We start from the raw sequence: 22,788 nt of genomic DNA, 5'->3' as shown, positions 1-22,788 counted from the left end.
TTCTAGTTTTGCCATTTATTCATCAGCGGGTATCTGTCTCTGCTGCTGCCTCCGGGTATTGGATATGGAGTATCACCTATACCGTCGCCGTTCAGGTCTATGCCTGTATAATCGCTGTAATAGTTGCCTACTGTGCCATTGTCCCATTGATTGTCGATGCTTGAATCATAACCATTATAGCTATTGCTAACAAGATTATTTTGGTAAACTTTGTTGTAGATAGAAGCTTCCAAAACGATCCCATAACTATTATTCGAGGCGCTGTTGCCGTTCACTGTGTTATTGTTGCTGGAATACCATATATAAATGCCGTTACGGTGGTTATCCGATACATTGTTGCCAGTCAAAGTGTTGTTGCCGGAAGAATACAGGAAGATGCCATCAATATTGTTTGAACTGATATTATTACCGATCAATGTGTTGTTATTGTTTCCGCCTTCCATCAGAATGCCGTGATAATTATTCGAGTTTACATTGTTCCCGTTCAATGTATTATTGTTGGAATAGGCCATATAGATACCGAAGTGATTATTCGGGCCGGCATTATTTTCAATCAGCGTGTTGTTGTTGGAAGCAATCCAGATTCCTGCTCCTGAAGAGCTGGCATTGATTGCAGTAAATCCTTCCAGCCTAATTCCGTTCGCGGAAAGCGTGATCGCGCTTCCATTGCTATGGGCATCTACGATAGGATTTCCAATTCCTTCCAGTATTAACTGCTTATTTACATTCACGTTCTCATAATACGTGCCGCTGTAAACATCGATCTCATCTCCGATATTCGCATCGTTTATGGCTCCCTGAACAGATGTGTAGTCAGTATTTTTATTGACATTATGCACAGGTTCGGTGGGGGTTGGAGGCGGTGCTGGCGCGCTGATGGTGAAATATCCATCGCTCGTGTCAGTACGTTTTGAGTTTTCTATGCTCGTAACAATTATCTTGTAGTCAGTTCCTGTCTCATGAGTGGCAGGAATAGTCCAAAGATACGAACCATCGCCGTTATAGTCTGTTGGAACAAATATAGCAATGAGTTCAGTGAACAAGGAAGAAGAACTTTTTTGAAGTTCAATTTTTACTGATGTTGTTTGTTTTCCCGTAAACTTCCACTGGATCTTTTGCTCGCTTCCAACCGGCCAGTTTTCTCCGCCATTGGGAGAGAGAACTGTGAGTTTTTGTTTTGGCGGGATTGGGGGTTGAAGATGTTCTTTAATAAACTCTGATGGGTTATACCACATGTCAACCTGTTGTTCATGAGTAAATTTTTTACATGGTTGCGAGTACCCGACATATGGCCAATTACCGCAAATCAAAGCTGTTGTTTTGTCTAGCCCTTTACGTATACCAAAATGTAAGTGCGTAAACAACCATCCACCATTTTCTGAACTGTTTCCGATGTATCCAATTATTTGTCCTTTGTTTATAGAATCTTTATTGCTTACATTGAGACTTTTGCCCAAATGGCCATAAAGAGTAGTTACATCACTATTTGGGTGTTTGATTATAACTACATTTCCGTATCCTATCATTGGACCGGCAAATATGACAATACCGTCAGAAGCGGCTTTAACTTTTATAAGTGGATCTGCGGGTATATCTACACCCAAATGGTAACCATTGGATCCATTTCCATCCCAGTTATTTATCCATTCACTAAAATTACGGGATGGATTCCATGGTACATCAAGCGGGTATTGGAAAGTGTTATCTGCTGCCATTACTACGCTAGAAAATAGTACCACTATTATTCCAAACGTAAGCAATGCGCTCGATATATTTCTAATTTTTTCTTTCATTTCCGATCACTTTTCTCCTATATTGTTTTTTGTTTCTCTGTTGATACCTTGGAAATCTATCAGATTCCTTGTTTTTTGTCTTTCGATTGTAGTGTGCATTTTAGCTTCCTTCTATCACTTTTTGTTTAAAGTGAACCTATATAGATTAGTATATCTTAGCTAATTTGTCAATAATTTACGCGCATAGTTATCAAAGCAATAATTTGACTTAAAAGATTAATTATGATAACTTTATAATGTTAAAATAAATAAATAAAAATTTATATGAAATTAACTATTATTGCAAAAGCTTTACTATTGGTGGGAATAATTTTAGCCATAATATTTTATGCTGTATATGAAAGTGGAAAAAAAATACCACCAGTAGCTACTCCTAGCTCTACGCCTATTATTACTCCTAATATTGATACATTAAATTTGAAGAGTTACAAGAACGAAGACTATGGATATGAAATTAAATATCCTAGTCACTGGGATATAAATTCAACAGATATATCTTTGATACAATGGTCAGACATAAAATATAAAGATTTCCTCGATTCTCCTTTTATCAACCCTCTTAGTATAAAAACGATAAAAAGCAATAATAAAAATATTTATGATTGGGTTACGGGAAAAGCAGAAAACGATCGAAATGATATTCCGTATCAAAAAATAGAGGATATAACCATTGCCGGAACTGAAACTTTTTTGTTACACGACCCAGTAACTATGGGTACAGATATTGAGGTAGTTTTTGTCTTTAAAAATGATAATGTATATCGAATTTCGGCACCCGTTGGTAAAAACGATGAACAATTTAAACAAATTCTTTCCACATTCAAGTTTTTAAACAAACAATAATAGAAAAAACGATCTAACTAAAATAAAAAAAACAATCTTTTGCGGGTTGTTTTTTAAATTATTTATTTGATAAATTTAAAGCTGGCCAAAATTTCATCTATTATATCAAGTCTCTGTAAGTCATTCTCAGACAAATTTTTTCTTTCCATAATATTTTTTGACTGAGTAACCGCCTCTAAATATGCCAGTTCTGTTGCTTTATCATCAATGCAACTATAAAGATCGGTGACTTTTTTCTCAGCATCTTTTAAGTTAAATGTAAATGATAATCCTTTATAAATTGATTGACTTTTATTATTAAAATATATTTGACTTTCAAAGACAGGAGAACACTCATCCTCATTAAAGTAATTTTTCCAAATCACCTTATTATCTGCGACTTCTATTATCTTGCAAGCTTCGCCTTTATTGTTATATATAAACGGATTTGGACATTCTGTATTGATATCATCACTACCTCTAAAAATAAAGAAATCTTTAAAACTTTGATAATCAGATGTATAAGCTGCAAATGAAAACCAATTATAGTCTGCATCTTTAAAATAAACATCGATTTTCTTTCCTGCAAAAACATTCTCAGGTTTTTTGTTAGTATTATCGGTTTGGAAAATTTCAGGTGTTCCCAATGTACTTGAATATTTAAACCCTACGCTTATATCTGAATTTCTATAGGTTATCCATTTCATTACTTCAATAATAGAAGTTACTGTCGGCTTGAGCGTCGGAACTGCCATCGTAATTGTTGGAGCTACTGTCGGCTGAACAACAACCGGCGGATAATTTTTAAGCGCAGGAAAATTAATAGCCGTAATCAGCGCTACGATAAGGGCAAACAAAACAATGATAAAAATTAAAAGTGATTTTATAGATGGTAATTTATTTTCAGCCATAAATTATTTTAACAATTATAATTTCATTTTAGCATAAGAAGATTATAATATCAAATATTTTGCAATATCCGCTTAATTATATTATCTTTATATATGTATAGCGAAACTTTTTAATCGCAAAAAAATAGCGTTGAAATTTATTTTTTAATAGATTCGGCTTTTTTATTTTTCGACCGATAACCGAAATATAACAGGACTGCTAACATAGCCGCGGTAAATAAAATTGGATAGAATTTTTTGGATGTTCATTTTTCTTTACCCAGTTAAATAAGATTTGAGCCGATTTTTTATAAACATACTCCCATGATAGGTTTTTAAATATTTCTCACGATGTGTCGCATCATGTTGACTTAAACAGGCTTCATAATAAATTAATTTCAGAGGACACCTGTCTTTAGTAGAATCCACTTTCCCTTTCTGGTGAAGCTCAAATCTTAATTTTAAATTTTTAGTATAACCTATGTACTTTTTATTGTCTTTTTCACTTAACAGCACATAAACATAATACATGAGAATTTTAAAATTTAAAATTATTTAACGGGGTGAATATTTTCTTAATTTTCATATTTAGTTTTACCTTAATACCGCCGCTTCCGCGTCAACCAGCCCTGCGCCGTATAAATTATCTCTGCCCTCCGCGCCCAAATCTTCCGCGGTTCGCTCCAACTTATTCTGAACTTCCACCGGATCCCAAACACCGTCACCGTCTAAATCCCAGGTACCAATTGAGGTTGTCAAAGCCAGGGCCGCGACGCCAGCGACATGAGGAGAAGCCATAGAAGTACCACTTAAAGTTTTATATGTTGAGCCTTTGTAGGTTGAATAAATGGAAACTCCCGGCGCGGCTAAATCAACTTCCGGCCCGCGAGAAGACCAAGAAGCGGCAACATCCGTCTTATCAGTTGCCGAAACGGCGATTACTTCCGAATATGCGGCGGGATAAATTACAGATACTCCGTTATTGCCCGCAGCCGCTACCTGCACAATTCCCGCGGCATTCGCTTTTTGCACCGCTTCTCGAAAAGATTGCACATCGGCCGTTGTTCCCAAACTCATATTTACCACTTGCATGCCGTTGGCAATCGCCCAATCAAGGCCTTCGATAATATCGGAAAGATAACCGGAGCCATTGCGATCCAACGCTTTAACCGCATAAAGATCAATTTTTGGTCCCACGCCGATTACGCCGATTTCATTGTCCGCCGCTGCGATAATGCCCGCCACATGAGTGCCATGTCCGTTGTCATCGTTATAGCTTTTAAAAGGATTGATGGTATTAAATCCTCCCTTTAAATTGGCTTTTAAGTCAGGGTGATAAATATCAATGCCCGTATCAAGCACTGCGACTTTAATCGGATCGCCAGTGGTGGCGCTCCAAACCTTTTCCGCGTCAATTCTATCCACTCCCCAAGGCAAAATTTCAGCAGGATTAGCAGGAGCAGGCTTGGCAGAAATACCGCCTTTTACTAAAGCTTCAACCACCGCATCGTCGTCAATTCTTAAAACTTCCGGTCTTTTTGCCAGGGCTTTTTCCGCTCTTGGAGACAAAATAACCGCCTTGCCATTGATTAATTTTAAATCTTTAATTCTTGCTCCGCCTGAATTATCAACTAAAGCGTCTTTCTCCGATTCGCTTAAAACTCCTTGCTTGAAAACTACAATTTTTCTTTGCGAGGGTTCACTATTAGACTGTGAAGCGAAAATCGGCGAAACTAAGCCAAGGATTGCGATTATTGCCGCACCGCCGGCAATAAAAACTTTGATTTTGTTTTTCATAGTTTTTCCTGCCCCGTTAAATAAAATTCACTAGAATTTTAAATTGCATAGCAATTTATTTAACCGGGGTAAATTTAATTAATAAATTATTTTAACAATTATATTTTCATTCTAACACAGGAAGATTATAATATCAAATATTTTGCAATATCCGCTTAGTTATATTATCTTTATATATGTATAGAAAAATCTTTAATCGCAAAAAAAACAGCGCTGAAATTTATTTTTTTTCAGCGCATGTGTCAGGACTTTTTTTTCCGTTAATATATATACCATACATAATTAATAATCCCACAATAGGATATACGGAAATGGGTATTTTCTCAACTTTTTCAACATTATTTAATGTTAGTGAGAATAAACCGAGGCTTAATAGTGCCATAAGCCTCAAGGAATGTTTTAGTTTTATTGCCGTACCTTTATTACCTCCTTTTGTTGCGTACAACAATAAACATAGCTTACTACTTTTCCGTAAAAAAGCAAGGGGTTATCGACAAATCAAAACTCCCGCAATATTGATCGCGGGAGTTTTTTATAACGAGTTTACTCCAAGTTCTTGCGGCGCTCTCTTCGAATAAAGTAATAAATTACACCGCCGATGATCAATAGAATTAAAAGACTTACCCAGATATTTCCAGTTCCCAGAGTGAAGACACTACTAACTGCCGCCATGAACGAAGATTGTTTCGGAGGCTGTTCGTTTGACACTGTTTGAGGTAATGGAGTCGGGGTTGGAGTTAATACAGAAGGCTGTTCGTCTGAAACCGGAGTAGGCGTAGAAGTCGGCGTGACCGTTGATTTGGGCATAGATTTGGGCGTTGGTGTTGATGCGGTTTTTGGCGCAGTTGTCGGCGCTGGTGTTAAGGTTGCTGTTAGAATAGCATTGATCGTATAATTTCCACTTACCGAAGCTGTGCCAACTGACACACCTTCGCCTATTATATCAACGCCTGTGAAGCTAATAGAGGCTGTGCCGGCGCTTCCGGCCTTGGCTGACACTGTAAACAATACCTTATCTGCTGTTGAACAGCTTGGCACGCCAATTAAAAAATATGGATTTGAACAAGTAGGCACAGATTGCGGAGTGACATTTCCGTCCACAGTTATGCTTTGGCAAGACAGATTGTTAAAAACTAATCTCCCCTCAACAGCGCAAACTTTGCTTCCCGAAGTGCTAACTCCTGCGGACACGCTAAAAATGTCCCCGACGGTTTTGGTCAAGCTTGCCGGGGAAACATACACGGAAGAACCCGCGGCGGCAACTATTCCGGCAAAACCGGCAACTGACAAAAAGATAATCGCTGATAATATAATTTTTGTTTTGGTGTTTTTCATATTTTTGTTTTATTTACCCCAGTTTAACATTAATAAAGCGAAGTCATATTTATCAACTTTATTATCGTGATTTAAATCAGATGAATTTGATCCGGTTTGATCCCAAGATGCCATCAGCATAGCAAAATCATATTTATCAACTTTGCCATTGCCATCAATGTCGCCCGTTTTGGATGTTGGGGGAGGGGTATATGAACCTCCTCCGCCACCTGAAGATTGCTGTACTGGCGTGGGAGTTGGGCTAGGCGTGGGAGTAGTAGGCAAATTAATCACATAAGGAAACGAAGAGATACTTGATGTAATACTATTTGCATAACAAGCAATTGCTTCTAAGGTTGACGTTGCGGAAATAACTATCGGAGCTGAATAAATGCTTGAGGCTAAACAAATGGGCGCATCTCCATTAGTTGTATAGTAAACGCTTAAAGAACCTATTGCCGCCAAGCTGACATATTGCACCGATGTATATATTCCAGACGGCACATTTGCAGTTGGATTTACAATAACAGTTCCACCAATTCCCGTGTCTATTCCTGTGTTTAAATTACCGCCTGTTGTTGAAGCTGAAGCAAAATTAACCGCGTAAAACAACGCCAGAAATATCACAGATATAATTTTTATTAAATTTTTCATAATTGTAGTTTTTTGTTACACTTTTAATCTCCATTAGCCGAGAGGATAAATAATCACTGAAATTGTCTGATCTACAATTTCTGTGCCTTTGGTTAAGGTAAATATTACGTTTCCGGTAACTGCCACTCCCGGGTATGCAATGGCACCATCTATTGAAATTTGCGAGTTATTGGTTGTTTTAATCGTTACTGTTACGCCGGTTGAAACTGCGTCAACTATCGCCTGCAGGTCCGTGATAATATTCCGATTATTATTATAGATTGGGGACCAAGGTTGTGCCAGTGCGGTCACAGCGGCTTGGGCGGCAGCGACATTTTCTGCGTCCGTGGCTTGAGCAATTGCAGGATTTGTTTGTATGCCATAGCTTGTTGAGTAAGATCCTCCAGCCGAAAGTAGCGGTATTTTTGCTTCAACTAAAATTTCAATTTGCCTGCCTGCAATTCCAGGGAACAAATCGCCTGTCAGATTTAGATATCCACCAAGCTCATTTGCTTCGGTAATTTCAAATGGACCATTACTCGCCTGTACTGAAGAATATCTGACATTATTGGCAACAGGAATTGTATTTGGCAAAACGCTTGTCCAATCAGCAAATTTCATTGCGAAAGCAGTCTCATTTGTAGGGACAGTGATATAGAATATCCACGCCCAGCCATCCTCAAAGGTGTTATTTGCTATGGCAAATCCTGTTGAGCCGTGTGCGTTTGCAACCGCAGAAATATATGTTACCGCTAAAACAGTGTTATCAACTAGCGTGGTAAACATATGATTGCCTTTGGTGCTATTGTCTAACACTACTGCTGGATTGCCCACTTTATCTGTTACGCCAGCTGAAACTGCAAGGTAGTATGAGGTGCTAAAATCCAAAGAACTTGCTGGAGTAATAATTACCTGTCTGTCTCCCTCTGCAGGAGAAACGTTTGCTAGTATCACTGAATTATCACTGTATTTACGTAATTGAATATTGGCTGAACTTACTGTGGTAGTGTCTAGTGGTTCAGAAAATATTAAAACCGGATGAATATTTAAAGCGACGCCTGTAGCTCCATTAACTGGAGTATGGCTTTCCACATATGGACTGCTGGTATCGGTTTTAGTAAATGTAACTGTCACTGCTTGCGGACTTAATCCAACGCTGGATGCTGTAACGTGAACTATACCAACTGAATCTTTAGAAAGGTTTGTTGTTGCCACACCTTCTGATAAAGTTAAAATTGTATCGCCAAGACTTCCGCCACCGTCAGCGGAAAGAACAATTACGGTTGAATCGTTATTAGTTACTGTATTATCGTATTGATCTTTTCCCGTAATAGTGATTAAGCTTGTCTGGCTGAAAGCTAAACTCGTCGGTGAGGCAATCAAAATTATATGCGTTACTGTGTCAGGATTAACCATAACATTAAATGTCATTGGAATTGCGATATTTCCCGCTTGGTCAGTTGCATTGCAGGTTACGATTGTATTCCCAAGAACAAAGAATGCACCCGATGCAGGCAGACAAGTGACTACAGGATTTACAGGATAAAGGTCAGTTGCAATCGGAGTCGTATAAAAAACAGTCGCGCCTCCTATCGCATTTGCAACAGTATTTATCGGATCGCTCGACGCAATCACCGGCAGGGTATTGTCTACGGTAAATGTCGTGGCGGAGTTAATAATCAATGTGTTTGTCGCAAGGTCAGTGCCACCAGCAATAATGATAGTTACTAAACCATCTCCGGCGCCGACTGTGTGAGAGTAAGTGTAGTTGGTCGCACTAGTGCGCGTCATTGCGACAGGTGCAACTGTATTGGTGCCAGTAAGTTCTATCGTTGGCACCGGCGAGAGCGCCATGTCTTCGCTGAATGTCGCCGTGATTATTAGCGTATCACCTTGCTTCACAAGCGCGTCGAGATCAGAGAGCGCCACCAATGTAACCGTCGGGTTTATCGTGTCGTAGATGCGAGAGAGTCCGGTCGCTACTGTATTGCCGTTGCCAGCTGTATCATGTGCGACTCCTGCCGCGATATTGACCGTCACCGCGCCTTGTCCAGCGGGTATTACATCAAACTGATAGGTACTAGCATTAACTTTGACAAAAGTACCAACCGCTCCATTAGTAACGACAATATCACCAACTTCAAAACCGTTTACATCTTGTGTAAATTGTGCGGTTATCAAAATCGGAGATGCTTTTGTCGGATTTGGTGCAGTGGAGGTCAAGGAGAGCGCGACAAGTTCCGTATCAATCGTGACAGAAAGTGATTCAGACGCACCGCTCGTGTTGCCTGCGGCATCCGTCGCGGTCGCGGTAATGGTGTGTGCACCGTCCACAAGAAGAGTAGAAATGATGCTCCACGCCCCTCCTCCCGTTGCCGTGCCGTTTCCGATTTCAGTTGCGCCATCGTAGAGCTTCACTGTTGAACCTGCTTCAGCCGTGCCGTTAAAGGACGGCGTGTTGTCGTTGGTAATATTGTCGGTATCTGATAGACCAAGGTCTGATGCCGCATCGAGATCCGGTGCCGAGGGTACAGACGGAATACCTGTGTCGAGCGTGAGAACGAGAGACGCACTCCATAATCCCACATTGCCTGCAACATCCGTGAGCCGTGCGGTCAGCAACTTTACGCCGTCTGCGCCCAACTCGTCGGTAATGATAGTGAAACTATACGAACCTGCAGTAATGTCGCTCGCTGAAAGTACGACAGTCTTCGCAATCATAAACGGCGCACCGTTGAGCCACAACTCGAGCGTGTCGCCTGCTTTGGCGCCGTTGGAAAGTGTCGTGTTGTAAGAAACCATCGTCGTAAATCCCGCCAATTCTTCTGCGGCGTTGATGTACGGACCAGCGGCAACCAACACACTCGGAATTGAAGGAGTATTCGCATCAATCGTCTTTACTACATCAGTGCCGTTTGCAGAAACACTTATGTTGCCAGCTTCATCGGTCATTATCACGCCGGTAATTTGCCATGGCGAAATTCGGTCTGTGTCACCCTCAATTACAGTATAAGTTGCGGTATAGGTTACCCCGCTATTAACAGTAGACCAGGTTAAAGAATGTCCATTGTAGGAACCGCTTACTGTAGCAACTGGTTCTGCGGGAGTTGGGGTAAGAGTAAAAGTAATCGTATTGCCAATTTTTAAAGCTCCTTCTGCCGTAGCGTCAGAAGTGATGGAAGTAATTATCGGAGCAATTCTGTCCAATACATTGACGGTTCTTACTGCGGGATCAGCGGCGTTTGGAACGCTATCAGAAACATTGTAAGTAACCGTATAAACTCCAACGATTTTTGTAATCGAATTCGGTACTACATTTATAGTATTTGGGTTAACTAGATTGATAGCCATAATACTGCTGGTAATATTTCCATCTATATTATCAAAAGCTGTAGCGCCCGCATCTGAATACGTGCCGCGATATTCAACCTCGGCTGGATTTGGAAGTATAATAGTAATTACCGGTTTGATTGTATCAACAAAATGAACAATACTATCACCAGTCAAGGCAAGATTACCTATAGATGAAATATTAACTGTCAAAGTAATATCGCCTTTATTATTAAAAGTTAAAACACGTGTTACCTGACCACTTGCTGTATTTCCACTTCCAGTAACTGTAACGGTACCTAACGTGCTCGGAATACCGGAGACATTTACCACAATACCATCATTGGCTGGATTACCATGCTGATCAGTAATACTGATAGTTAAATTAACACTGCTACCACTTAAACTTGCTTCTTGAGTATTTGGAATTGCAACAATATGTGCTTGGGTTGGAGTGCTAACATAAAATATGATCAATTGCGTCGGTAGAATCACACTTCCGTCAATAGTTGCAGTAACAATCTTAGTCTCTGCCGTACCTGATCCCAAAGTTATCGTAGTATTGCCATTTGCGTCGGTCAAAGCTGGATTGGTACTAAAATTATTACCCGAACCAGTAGACGAAAGTAGAACTGAAGCACTTGATATTGAATTATTAAACTGATCTCTTACTGTGATATTACAAGTAGATATACCGCCTGCAGCTTGCACTGTAGGATTGCAGACAAAAGTTGAATTACTTACACTTGGATAACCGGCAACTTCATTTAATAAAATTGGAAAAACATTATTATATGCGTTAGGGGATGCCACGGATGTTCCGCCAATTGTTATTCTACCTGAAACTAAAGGCGATCCAGATGTCGGCTTTACTTTTATATTTGACCATACCAATGTGCCGGCTTTATTGTTAGCGCTTGGCGCGATAATATTAAAACTTATTAAAGATGCTACGGTAGAAGCTGAGAAATGCGTTCCACTTACTGCATTATTAATATTATTAGCGAAAGAAGAATCGCCAATAATTTCAATGTCTACAATAGACGTTATATCAAATATAAAACCTGTCGGGGGCGTCAAAGTTATAGTGCCCAACTGAAAAGCTCCGTTATTACCTTCGGTCATTGTAATTGTTCCTACGCTGACACTTGAACCGCTAACGGCATCTGCTGAAACGTTTACTTGCGAATTTTGCGCAATAACCGAAACCGTTCCGCCAGTTGCCAATGCGCTATCGGCAACAAAAAAACCGCCCATTAAAAATGCCGCGGCGAAAATAATAAAAAATGATTGTTTAAAAATTCGGTAAACCTTATTCTTTAAACTAACGGGGGGGGTATTCATATTTTTATTGCTTGCCTCGCCGAAGCTTCAGCGAAGGCAGGTTAATTATTAATAATTTATTAAATTTACTGTTTGTGAATAATACTATCACAACGGTATTTTTTGTCAAGAATTTTTTCCAGATTTTTTCAAATTCATTGTCCATTAGTTAATTTTTATGTTAAAATATTAAAGCGTTAATCCGCCAACTGGCGGAGTTAAAATTATTTTATGCCATATAATTATTTTCTTGCGATTATTTTGGGAATTTTGCCCAGCATCGTCTGGCTCGCTTTTTATTTGCGGAAAGATATCCATCCCGAGCCCAAAAAATGGCTTTTGCTGATATTCTTGGCCGGAATGGCCATCGTGCCTTTGGTGATCATCATTGAATGGCAAGCTATCGGATTTTTCAATTTTCTAAATTCAGCTTTGCCGGATTTCTTCAACTCTTTCGCGAAAAATCTCGCGATTGTTTTTATCGGCATCGCGGCAATAGAAGAATTTTTCAAATATCTGGTCGTGCGCCTGGCAATGAAGCATAATCCTGTTTTCGACGAGCCCGAAGACGCGATGATCTATATGATCGTCGCGGCTCTGGGATTCGCGGCAGTGGAAAATATCATGGTAATGCTTTTGTTCTCGCCGGCTTTTTTCTTTGACCCGGCTCTGCCTCTTTATATATTGGGAATTCGCTTTATTGGAGCCACTTTTCTCCATACTTTGGCGTCAGCCATCATCGGATTCTATTACGCTCTTTCGCTCTGCAAGCGCGACCAATGCCCGGCAAACCCGCGTCTATTGATAGCCAAAGGTTTCGCCTTTGCCATAATTTTGCACGGCGTTTTTAATTATTTTATCATCGTTTCAAAAGAAACCTCGGCGATCTATTTCAGCATTCCCCTGATGATCATCGCGGTTTTTGTTTCAAAAGATTTTAAAATTCTCCAGGGAATTTCGCCGCGAAAATTCAATAACAGCTGATCATTTTTTGCGGACTAATGCTGTTCCCACCGTATTCTTAATAGTCTGCTAAAACAATGAAGGATGAATTTTAAATAAATATCTTCAATAAAACAAAAGGCGATCCTCCTTTTTGAATCGCTTTTTTTATTAAGACAAAATTAATTTTTTCTAAATGTTTTTTAAAAAATTATCTGCCAGTTCTTCACCGCCAAGCTTCTTTAATTCTTTTATTATCGCGAATTGGCAATGCAATTGTCTGCTTCTGGGGACAACAATAAAAGGAGGTTGGCTGGGGTTTCTGGTGCCTTCAAGATGTTTCGGTATTAAAAATTTGTCGTGATTGCCACGACGATTATTTCCATCTCTAAATCCTATTTTTATCAATGCTCTAATACATTGATCTCGATTAAAATCAAGTTTGCCCATTATGCTTCTTGTTTAACTCGATTATCGGCTTTTAAGGTAAAAGTCCCATAGCCGTCAAGGTTTAATCTTTCAAAAGCAATATCGCCCTCGCGTTTTGGAACATCATAGTAAGTAAGCACTGCATCGTTGAACATTTTAATAAGCTCTTTTCCGTCTTTCGCTTCCGTTATAAGTCCGGGCAATTCCTCGGAAGTTAAGACAAAAAAGCCATCAACAGTTAATTCAACGGTTAAATTAAATTTATCAGGAATATTATATTTTCTTCTTATTTCAAATGAAGAGAGAGGCGGATAAATAAAGCGAAATATTTGATTAAGCATAATGTTTATTTAGTATTAGACTTTAAATTATAGCCTATATCCCTAAAATGTCAAGCTTGCAAAGTAATAATAGATTAATCACGGAATTCTGTCAAAAAAAGTTATCCACCGCGTTAAATAAAATTTTAACACAGTAAACAAAATATTTTTTAATTAAAATTATATTATTCTTTAAAATTCGACGGGGTTGCCTAATTCCGTTTTTTTGTTAGAATAGGTGTACTAAACAACCCTATGAAATTCACGCATTTACACGTCCATTCTCACTATAGCCTTCTTGACGGGATGATCCAGATCGATCCTTTGATTGAACGCGCCAAAAAACTCGGAATGACCAGCCTTGCCGTCACCGATCACGGCTCAATGTATGGCGCGATAGAATTTTACAAAAAAGCCACAGCCGCCGGCATTAAGCCGATAATCGGCATGGAAAGCTATGTCGCCAAAAGAAAGCTCTCTGATAAAGAGCCGAGGGTTGATGATATCCGCTATCATCTGGTGCTTCTGGCCAAAAACCAGGAAGGCTACAAAAATCTGATCAAGTTGAATTCCATTGCCCATTTGGACGGATTTTATTATAAGCCCAGAATTGACAAGGAAATTTTGAGAAAATATGCCAAAGGCATTATCGGCCTTTCCGCCTGCATTAAAGGCGAGATCGGCCAGGCAATTCTCGGCAACGACCGGGAAAAAGCCGAAAAACTCGCCCGAGAATATGAAGATATTTTCGGCCATGAAAATTTTTATCTTGAAATTGAACCCCATCCAAATCTGCCGGAACAGCTGATAGTCAACAAAGCTCTGATTGAAATTTCCAAAAAATTGAATATTCCTCTGGTAGCGACAAACGACGCGCATTATTTGCTGAAAGAAGACGCCGAAGCGCAGGATACTCTGCTTTGCATCCAAATGAACCGGAAAGTCACGGAAAAAGACAGGATGAGCATGCTGGGAGAAGATTTTTCCTTCAAAACGCCGGAAGAAATGATCGAAGCAATGAAAGAAACGCCTGAAGCGATCGAAAATACTGAAAAAATCGCCGCGATGTGCGATCTCGCGATCGAACTTACCGCCCGGCATTTTCCCGCCTTTCCTTTGCCGGAAAATTACACTGTCGATCAGTATTTAAAAAGAAAAACCTATGAAGGATTGGCTGGAAGAAATAATATTGCCGTAAAACCGGAAGATGTTTTCCCCGAAGCTCTCCATGGAAAAGTTGACCCCAAAGAAATAGAAAGAATCGAGTATGAATTAGGCATTGTTTTCCAAAAAAAATATTCGGCTTATTTTCTCATTGTGGCGGATTTCGTCAACTGGTCAAGAACGGAAGGAATAATTTCTACCACCAGAGGTTCGGCTGCCGGAAGCTTTGTCTCATACTGCCTGGCGATCACGAATATCAATCCCCTGAAATACAATCTGCCTTTTGAAAGATTTTTGAATCCCTTTCGCCCCTCTCCTCCGGATATTGATATGGACTTTGCCGATGACAAGCGCGATAAAGTAATTGAATACGTCACCCAAAAATACGGCAAAGACAAAGTCGCGCAAATTGTCACTTTTGGAACCATGGCCGCGAGAGCTTCCGTGCGAGACGTAGCCCGGGCGCTTGGCATTCCCTATACCAAATCCGACTCGATCGCCAAAATGATCCCGATGGGAAGCCAGGGCTCCACTATGACGATCGATCAGGCAAAAAAAATGACGCCATCGCTCGGAGCCGCCTACAAAAACGACCCGGAAGTGAAAAAAATACTGGATTTGGCGGAAAAACTGGAAGGAGTGGCGCGCCACGCGTCAGTGCACGCTGCCGGAGTGGTTATTTCGCCTACCGACCTGACTGATTACCTGCCGCTTCAAAAAGATCCTGGCGGAGAAAAAGTGATCACTCAATATGAAATGGGCGCCGTGGAAGAAGTGGGATTGGTAAAAATGGACTTTTTGGGAATAAGAAATCTGTCGATCTTGGGACAAGCGGTAAAAATCGTCAAAGGCACCAAAGGCATCACGGTTGATTTTCAGGCTATTCCCATGGACGACAAAAAAACATTCGACCTCCTGACCAAAGGCCAAACTATGGGAGTTTTTCAGCTTTCCGGATCCGGCATGACGCGCTATCTCAAAGAATTAAAACCCACGACTATTTTCGATATCATGGCCATGGTAGCGCTTTTCCGCCCGGGCCCGATGAATTCCATTCCGGAATTCATCGCGAGAAAGCATAACCCGACTTTGATCAAAGTGCTTGATCCGCGAATGAGAAGTATTCTCGACATGTCTTACGGAATCATCACCTATCAAGACGACGTGCTCCTTATCGCCATCAATATCGCCGGCTATACTTGGGAAGAAGCCGACAAGCTCCGTAAAGCCATGGGCAAAAAAATCGCCGAGGAAATGGCGCGCCAAAAAATAAAATTCACTGATGGAGCGATCGCCGGAGGAATGACAAAGCAAAAAGCCCAGGAACTTTTTACTCTGATCGAGCCTTTTGCCGCTTACGGATTCAATAAAGCCCATGCCGCGAGCTATGCCAATGTCGCCTATTATACCGCTTATATGAAAGCCAATTTCCCAGCGGAATTTATGGCGGCGGTAATGACTGCGGAATCCGATGATACCGAAAAGATCGCCGAAGCCGTGGAAGAATGCGAAAATATGGGCATAAAAGTCTTGCCTCCCGATATCAACGAAAGCTTGAAAAACTTCACTTACATTGACGAAAAAACTATCCGCTTCGGACTTTTGGCGATAAAAAATATCGGCGAAAAATTTGTCGAAAATCTGGTCGCGGAGCGAAAAGCTCATGGCGCTTTTAAAAACTTCGAAGACATTCTGGAAAGGCTTGACCCTCACGAATTAAACAAGAAATCCATTGAAGCGCTGGCAAAAACCGGAGCTTTCGATAAATTCCTGCCCCGCCATACGATTGTGGAAAATATTGAAAAAATCCTTGAATATTCCCACGAACTCCACAAAAATAAAAGCAGTATGCAAGCAAGCCTCTTCGGCGATGCCGCTTTTTCCGTAAGTCATTTGAACTTGCCTTCCCGCGAACTGACCGCCGACGATAAGACGGCGTATTTGAACTGGGAAAAAGAATTAATGGGCTTGTATGTTTCCGGCCACCCTCTCGCCCGCTACAGCCAATATTTTAAAAAGATCGGAATTCCGATCAAAGACCTAAAGCACAAAAGCGAAGGATCTCCGGTAAAGATCGGCGCGATCATCAATAGTGTCAAAAAAATTATGACCAAAACCAATCGCCTGATGGTCTTCGCGGAAATAGAAGACCTTACCGGCAAAACCGAAGCGGTGGTTTTTGCCAAAGTTCTGGACAAAAATCCGCTGGTCTGGACGGAAAATAATATCGTCATCATAACCGGCAAAGTGAATTTTCGCGACAATGAAACAAAAATTTTGGTGGACGAGGCAAATATCATCACTGAAGAAAAATTAAAATCCCATTCTGACAACACTGCTTCGGGCGGCAATGGCTCTTCTGGCAGCGATCAAGCAAACAATCGAGATGGAATATATAATCCTCCAAACGCTCCAAAGATTTTCATCAAAATCAGCGCTGATTGGAATAAGGAAAAAATGACTGAATTGAAAAATATGATTGCCGGCGCGGAAAAAGGAATCAATCAAGTCATTCTCAATATTGAATCCGCTAGCGGAACAAAAACCCTCAAAACGCCGTATTCGGTGAATTATACGCCGGCGCTGCAAGAAACGCTGGAAAAAATAGTGGCAAAAGAGAATATTAGAATTGAATAGCGCCAACATTTGACACGCTTCCTAAAATCTCCTATTATATATTTAGAAACGATTGAAGGGCTTACCAAGCCTTTTTCCGCAAGGAACCTGCCTCATCGGCAGACTAAGTTTCTAGACAATTCACGAGCCATAAATACAGGTGGAACCGCGCAAAACAACTAATAACTAAAAACTTATAACCCATAACTTTTATTTGTTATCAGTTATAGGTCATTGGTTATGAGTTATTTACGCCCTGAAGTACTAAATTAATAGTGCTTTTTTTATTAAATAAATCGCTAATTTTATTTGTCATTTCGAAGGAGTAGCAACGACTGAGAAATCTCTTAGACTTATTATTATTTTATTGAGCCCAAGAGATTCCTCGCTCCGCTCGGAATGACAAAAATACTATGAACAAAAACAACGAAAATAAGAAAAATTATGATATTGAAATCAAACGCCACTCATTAGCGCATATCTTAGCTTCCGCCGTTCTCGATATGTTTCCGGAAGCGAAATTCGGCGTAGGACCGAATATCGAAAATGGATTTTATTATGATTTCGATCTGCCGCGAACTTTGATCCCCGAAGATTTGCCGATACTGGAGGAAAAAATGCGAAAAATAATCAATAAAAACCTGCCTTTTGAAAGACAAGAAATTTCACACGAAGAAGCGGTTATTCATTTCAATAAGGCGATGCAAAAATATAAGATAGAAATACTGGCAACCGAGGCCAAAGAACCGAAAGTAACCGTATATAAAACCGAAAACTTCGTGGATCTTTGCCGCGGGCCGCATATTGATTCTGCCGGCGAAATCGACGCTACCAGCTTCAAACTCACCAAAATCGCCGGCGCTTATTGGCGCGGAGACGAAAAAAATAAAATGCTCCAGCGAATTTACGGCGTAGCTTTTCAGGACAAAAAAGCTCTTCAAGAGTATTTAAAACAACAGGAAGAAGCGGAAAAAAGAGACCACAGGAAATTAGCCGAACAACTGGATCTATTTATGATTTCTGAAGAAGTCGGCAAAGGACTTCCTCTCTGGCTTCCCAAAGGCGCTTTTATCAGAAAAAGGCTCGAAGATTATATGTATGAGCTGGAGAAAAAAAACGGATATAGTTTCGTTTATACTCCCGCCTTAACTCATGAAAGATTATACAAAACCTCAGGACATCTTGCGCATTATAAAGACGACATGTACAGTCCTATTGACATCGAGGGAGAAAAATATTATCTGAAGCCGATGAATTGTCCGCATCATCATATAATTTTCAAACATGGGCTTAAAAGTTATAAGGACCTTCCTTTAAGATTATCCGACTTCAGCTTGCTTCACCGGTTTGAAAGATCAGGCGTCTTAACCGGACTGATCCGGGCAAGATGTTTTTCACAAAACGATTCCCATATATATTGCGCTCAAAAGCAAGTAAAAGAAGAATTGGAAAAAGTAATCGCCCTTTTCCAAAAAGTCTACGAGGATTTCCGGATCGAAGGATATTGGTTCAGGCTGTCTCTCCCTGACTTTAATAATAAAGAAAAATATGGCAATATCGAGAATAAAGAATTATGGGAGAAATCGTCCGAAATAGTAAGGTCGGTCTTAAAAAAACTTAAAGTAAAATTCGTGGAAGCGGTGGGAGAAGCGGCGTTCTACGGACCAAAGATCGACGTCCAGATCAAAAATGTGGCAAGAAAAGAAGACTCGATAGCAACTTGCCAATTAGACTTCTATTCGCCCGACAGGTTTGATCTGTCTTTTATCAATGAAAAAGGTGAAAAAGAAAAACCGGTTATAATACACCGTGCAATAATGGGTTCTTTCGATAGATTCTTCGCTTTTTTGGTCGAACAGACCGCTGGAGCTTTTCCCGCTTGGCTCGCGCCTGTACAAACGCGAATCGTTCCGATATCCACTGAAAAACACCTGGATTACGCCAAAAAAATCCACAAAGAACTTCTGAATAATGACATAAGGGTTGAAATTGACGAAACCAATGAAACTCTTGGCAAAAAAGTCCGCGCCGGAGAAATGCAAAAGATCCCCTATCTTCTTGTGGTTGGAGATAAAGAAATAGAATCCAAATCCGTCAATGTCCGGACTCGCGGCGATAAAAAAACCGAAACTCTGGAAATTAAAAAGTTCATTGAAATGATTAAAAAAGAAATCGAAGAAAAAAAATAATATGCATTTGTCAATAATTTGGCTAAAAGATTTTCTCAGAACAAACTATCTATTCGTTATTCTGGCAATATCGGCTTTCATTGTTCATTTCGCCTTCCTCGCCTACCCCAATCAGACAATTTTTGACGAAATATACTTTGGTAAATTTGCCGCGGCTTATTTCAACCACCAATATTATTTTGACATCCACCCGCCTCTGGGAAAGCTTATCATCGCCGGCTGGGCAAAATTAATGAATTTCGATCTTGTGTTTAACTTTGACAAAATCGGCGAAGCGGCAAACTCGCAATTATTTTTCACCTTAAGATTTCTGCCGGCTTTGTTCGGAAGTTTATTCGTATTGCTTTTTTCGTGGTTCGCGTACCTTGCCACCCGCTCAAGACAGATTGCCCTGATCGCCGGAGTGCTGATCCTACTCGATAACGCCTTCCTGGTTCAATCAAAAATAATCGCTATTGATATCTTCCTCGTGTTTTTTGAGATCCTGACTTTCTGCTTTTTCCTGCTTTATCAAAAAGAAAAAATCTTCAGCAAGAAATGGTTTGCTTTTCTGGCGCTAACCGGCGTTAGTTTCGGATTAACTGTTTCAATAAAATGGACAGGACTCGCGACAATCGGCGTTATTGTAACAATTTTATTGATTAAAATTATTAGCAGAAAAATGTCCGATTGGCTAAGCCCGGAAAATCATGCCGTTTCTATAATGATCAAAATCAAAGAAGCTATCGCCGGCATTGTGATCATTTTCGTGACGGGATTCCTGATTTATTTGATCCCGTTTTATATCCATTTCGATCTTCTGACCAAGTCCGGACAGGGCGACGCGTTTATGAGCGCGCCTTTCCAGTCCGAACTCAAAAACGGAAAAGAAGATACTCCCGATCCGCTTAATTTTTGGGAAAAATTCATTGAGTTAAATGCCACAATGTACGGCGCCAGCGCCGGACTGACCGCCACTCATCCTTTTAGCAGTGTATGGAACGAATGGCCTTCTGATAAAAAACCGATATATTATTGGTATCAAGCGCCGACTCCCGACAATGGACAAAAGATCGGAAAAATTTATTTTCTCGGAAATCCTGTCCTCTGGGGGCTCGCGTTTGGAGCGATCGCTCTGACTTTGATTTTAATAGTCAGTAAAAAAGAACGGCAAAAAATTACACCGTTTATGTATTTGCTGGTTTTGGCGTATTTTGCCAATATCCTGCCTTTCATCGGGGTCAAACGCGTGGCTTTTCTTTATCATTACCTGCTCTCGGCCACGTTTGCCATTCTGCTTTTAAGCATTTATCTGGAAAAAATTTACCAAAAAGACAAAGAGATTTTCGCCGCGTTGTTGATTTTAATCGCCATAAGCTTCGCCATTCTTACCCCTCTTTCGTATGGCTGGCCAATGACGCCGGAACTGGATAAATTTGAAATGGGAATAATTGATTTTTTGAGCTAAATGAACGGTCAAGATGAAAATTAGCATTGAAAAAATTGACAGCGTTTCTAAAAAAGACTAAAATTAAAGCAATAAAAATATAAATTATAAATAATTAATCAATAAAAAAATATGAAAAGTTTAAAAATCTTCGGTTTAAGCTTAGCGATGATTTTTATTTTTGGATTGACGGCCTTAGCCCAGGAAACAGCGCCAGAAACGGCAGCCGCCGTGAATCTCGATGAAAATATACAAGCAAGCGATCTGGGGATCAGCGAACCAGTAATTCTGCCGGATAGCTCATTTTATTTTCTAAAAAACTGGCAAAGAGGAATCCAGAGTTTTTTCACTTTTAGCTCTATCGCCAAAACTGAGCTAAAAGAGAAATTTGCCAATGAAAAATTACTGGAACTGAAAAAAACGATCGAACAAAATAAAAACCAAGAAGCGATTAAAAAGGCAACGGAAAATTACCAAAAAGAAGCCGAACAGCTGAAAACAGCAGCCAACGCAATAAATCAAAAAGCCAAAGAAAATCCTCAAGTGGAAACTTTCCTTAATAAATTCATCGGCCAGCAAGCCCTGCACCAAAAACTTCTTCAAAAATTGGAAACCCAGGTTCCATCGGAAGCGCTCGCAAAAATAAAAGAAGCAAAAGACGCGCAGCTGGAAAGATTTAATAACGTAATGCAAAAATTGGAAGACAGGCCGGAAAAAATAACCGAAAAGCTTGATAGCGCCCTGGATAAACAGGCAGGCAGCCAGTTTAAAGAATTCAAAAATTTGGAAGTTTTAAAAAATTTGGGAGAAAAATTACCGGAACAGGCAAGAGGAGCAATCCAAAAAGCCGAAGAAAATTCTCTGAAAAGACTGCAGAGGGATCTGGAAAAAATGAGCCCGGAAGATCAGGAAAAATTTAAAGGCTATATCGGAACAATTTCCGGCGTCAAAAAAACACAACTGGAAATATTGGAAAATTTGAAAGCGAGAATAAAAGCGGGAACCGCGACAGTTGAGACTCCCCGGCTGCAAGAAAAACTGGAGGCGGGAAAAGCGGATATTTTAAAAAAAATAAACGAGGAAGGGCGGCGAATCGGCTGTGCGGCTTGGGGCGTTGCCTCTGATTTTTGCAAAAACGGAAGAGTGGTTTTTGGCCCGGACATAAAAGGCTGTCCTTCGCAACCCATATGTATAGTCACGGGCGATGTGGTGGTTCCACCCAATAGAATCATTACTCCCGATACAGGCGTTACTCCCCCAAATACCCCTCCTGTTTTGAATGTTGGCCCCGCTTGTATTGAGATATGGAATCCGGTTTGCGGTAAAAACGGTAAAACTTATTCTAATGAGTGTTTTGCCAAAGCGGCCGGAATGGAAATAATTCGGAAAGGAACTTGTGAAACTCCGCCTATTACAGGCATACCAAAAATCCCACCGGACATAAGTATACCGGAAATTCCACCTACTGTAAGCATTACTCCTAAACCAGCAGTCTGTATTCAAGTGATCACACCGGCAATCAGTCCGGAAGGAATCTGTAAAGTATTTCCCACACCCTGCGATGTGCCAGCTAATTGGAGAAAAGTAGACAAATGTCCAATATCCGGAACTGGCACTGACTCCAAAGATCTATACTAAATAAAAGTTCTTTCTTTATCAATATCCAAATGCCCGCCAAAAGCGGGTTTTTGGATTGAAAATAAATAAAACTATGTTAAAATGAACTTATGAAATATCATATCATTACCTACCCGCCTCGACTCGCAAAGCTCATCGACGCGAGGCAAGCGGCTTATTATT

Annotated in this window: 16 protein-coding genes; 7 read left to right on the top strand and 9 right to left on the bottom strand. The window is 40.3% G+C overall.

Annotated features, from left to right (window positions below):
- Positions 1–2: 2 nt before the first annotated feature.
- On the bottom strand, positions 3–1,715 hold the full coding sequence (locus Q8N37_02370; protein ID MDP3057344.1) for a NosD domain-containing protein: 1,713 nt from the start codon (positions 1,713–1,715) through the stop codon (positions 3–5).
- A gap of 342 nt (positions 1,716–2,057) precedes the next feature.
- On the opposite strand from Q8N37_02370, the gene Q8N37_02365 reads away from it, so the two are divergent.
- The gene (locus tag Q8N37_02365) at positions 2,058–2,636 is read left to right on the top strand and encodes a PsbP-related protein (protein ID MDP3057343.1); all 579 of its coding nucleotides are present in this window, start codon (positions 2,058–2,060) and stop codon (positions 2,634–2,636) included.
- A gap of 62 nt (positions 2,637–2,698) precedes the next feature.
- On the opposite strand, the gene Q8N37_02360 is transcribed toward Q8N37_02365, so the two are convergent.
- The 3 genes from Q8N37_02360 to Q8N37_02350 form a co-directional block, all read right to left on the bottom strand.
- Positions 2,699–3,526 carry a hypothetical protein gene (locus Q8N37_02360; protein ID MDP3057342.1) on the bottom strand — a complete coding sequence of 276 codons (828 nt, stop codon included), beginning with the start codon at positions 3,524–3,526 and terminating at the stop codon, positions 2,699–2,701.
- 255 nt (positions 3,527–3,781) lie between these two features.
- Positions 3,782–4,036, bottom strand: coding sequence for a GIY-YIG nuclease family protein (locus Q8N37_02355; GenBank protein ID MDP3057341.1), 255 nt, complete (start codon positions 4,034–4,036; stop codon positions 3,782–3,784).
- A 63-nt stretch (positions 4,037–4,099) separates the two neighbouring features.
- Positions 4,100–5,302, bottom strand: a complete 1,203-nt coding sequence (locus Q8N37_02350) for a S8 family peptidase (protein MDP3057340.1) — start codon at positions 5,300–5,302, stop codon at positions 4,100–4,102.
- Positions 5,303–5,478: 176 nt separating this feature from the next.
- Here Q8N37_02350 and Q8N37_02345 point away from each other — a divergent pair, with 176 nt between their 5' ends.
- Entirely contained in the window at positions 5,479–5,880 is a 402-nt protein-coding gene (locus tag Q8N37_02345) for a hypothetical protein (GenBank protein MDP3057339.1), read from the top strand.
- Here Q8N37_02345 and Q8N37_02340 read toward each other — a convergent pair.
- Genes Q8N37_02340 through Q8N37_02330 form a run of 3 tightly spaced genes read right to left on the bottom strand, consistent with a single transcriptional unit; the run spans position 5,846 to position 11,923 of the window.
- Positions 5,846–6,637: a hypothetical protein gene (locus Q8N37_02340; GenBank protein ID MDP3057338.1), complete on the bottom strand. Its 792-nt coding sequence runs from the start codon at positions 6,635–6,637 to the stop codon at positions 5,846–5,848. The genes Q8N37_02345 and Q8N37_02340 overlap by 35 nt on opposite strands.
- Positions 6,638–6,646: 9 nt before the next feature.
- Positions 6,647–7,270, bottom strand: a complete 624-nt coding sequence (locus tag Q8N37_02335) for an FN3 associated domain-containing protein (GenBank protein ID MDP3057337.1) — start codon at positions 7,268–7,270, stop codon at positions 6,647–6,649.
- A gap of 33 nt (positions 7,271–7,303) precedes the next feature.
- Positions 7,304–11,923, bottom strand: a complete 4,620-nt coding sequence (locus tag Q8N37_02330) for an Ig-like domain-containing protein (protein MDP3057336.1) — start codon at positions 11,921–11,923, stop codon at positions 7,304–7,306.
- 210 nt (positions 11,924–12,133) lie between these two features.
- Here Q8N37_02330 and Q8N37_02325 point away from each other — a divergent pair, with 210 nt between their 5' ends.
- Positions 12,134–12,886 (top strand): PrsW family intramembrane metalloprotease, encoded by a 753-nt coding sequence (locus Q8N37_02325; protein ID MDP3057335.1) that lies wholly within the window; start codon positions 12,134–12,136, stop codon positions 12,884–12,886.
- A 150-nt stretch (positions 12,887–13,036) separates the two neighbouring features.
- On the opposite strand, the gene Q8N37_02320 is transcribed toward Q8N37_02325, so the two are convergent.
- Positions 13,037–13,294: a hypothetical protein gene (locus Q8N37_02320; protein MDP3057334.1), complete on the bottom strand. Its 258-nt coding sequence runs from the start codon at positions 13,292–13,294 to the stop codon at positions 13,037–13,039.
- Positions 13,294–13,614 (bottom strand): hypothetical protein, encoded by a 321-nt coding sequence (locus Q8N37_02315; GenBank protein ID MDP3057333.1) that lies wholly within the window; start codon positions 13,612–13,614, stop codon positions 13,294–13,296. The genes Q8N37_02320 and Q8N37_02315 overlap by 1 nt, the downstream gene beginning before the upstream one ends.
- Before the next feature lie 234 nt (positions 13,615–13,848).
- Between Q8N37_02315 and Q8N37_02310 the strand changes: the two genes are divergently transcribed.
- From Q8N37_02310 to Q8N37_02295, 4 genes are all read left to right on the top strand, one after another.
- On the top strand, positions 13,849–17,394 hold the full coding sequence (locus Q8N37_02310) for a DNA polymerase III subunit alpha (GenBank protein ID MDP3057332.1): 3,546 nt from the start codon (positions 13,849–13,851) through the stop codon (positions 17,392–17,394).
- A gap of 392 nt (positions 17,395–17,786) precedes the next feature.
- Positions 17,787–19,562: a threonine--tRNA ligase gene (gene thrS, locus Q8N37_02305; GenBank protein MDP3057331.1), complete on the top strand. Its 1,776-nt coding sequence runs from the start codon at positions 17,787–17,789 to the stop codon at positions 19,560–19,562.
- 1 nt (position 19,563) lies between these two features.
- Positions 19,564–21,009 carry a phospholipid carrier-dependent glycosyltransferase gene (locus Q8N37_02300; protein ID MDP3057330.1) on the top strand — a complete coding sequence of 482 codons (1,446 nt, stop codon included), beginning with the start codon at positions 19,564–19,566 and terminating at the stop codon, positions 21,007–21,009.
- A gap of 111 nt (positions 21,010–21,120) precedes the next feature.
- Entirely contained in the window at positions 21,121–22,626 is a 1,506-nt protein-coding gene (locus Q8N37_02295) for a DUF5667 domain-containing protein (protein ID MDP3057329.1), read from the top strand.
- The last annotated feature ends 162 nt before the right edge of the window (positions 22,627–22,788 follow it).

The sequence above is a fragment of the bacterium genome, assembly GCA_030693205.1.
Classification (GTDB): Bacteria; Patescibacteriota; Minisyncoccia; order JAHIHE01; family JAHIHE01; genus JAHILZ01.
The sequence above is the reverse complement of the archived record's forward strand: the minus strand, read 5'-3'. Positions and strand labels throughout refer to the sequence as shown.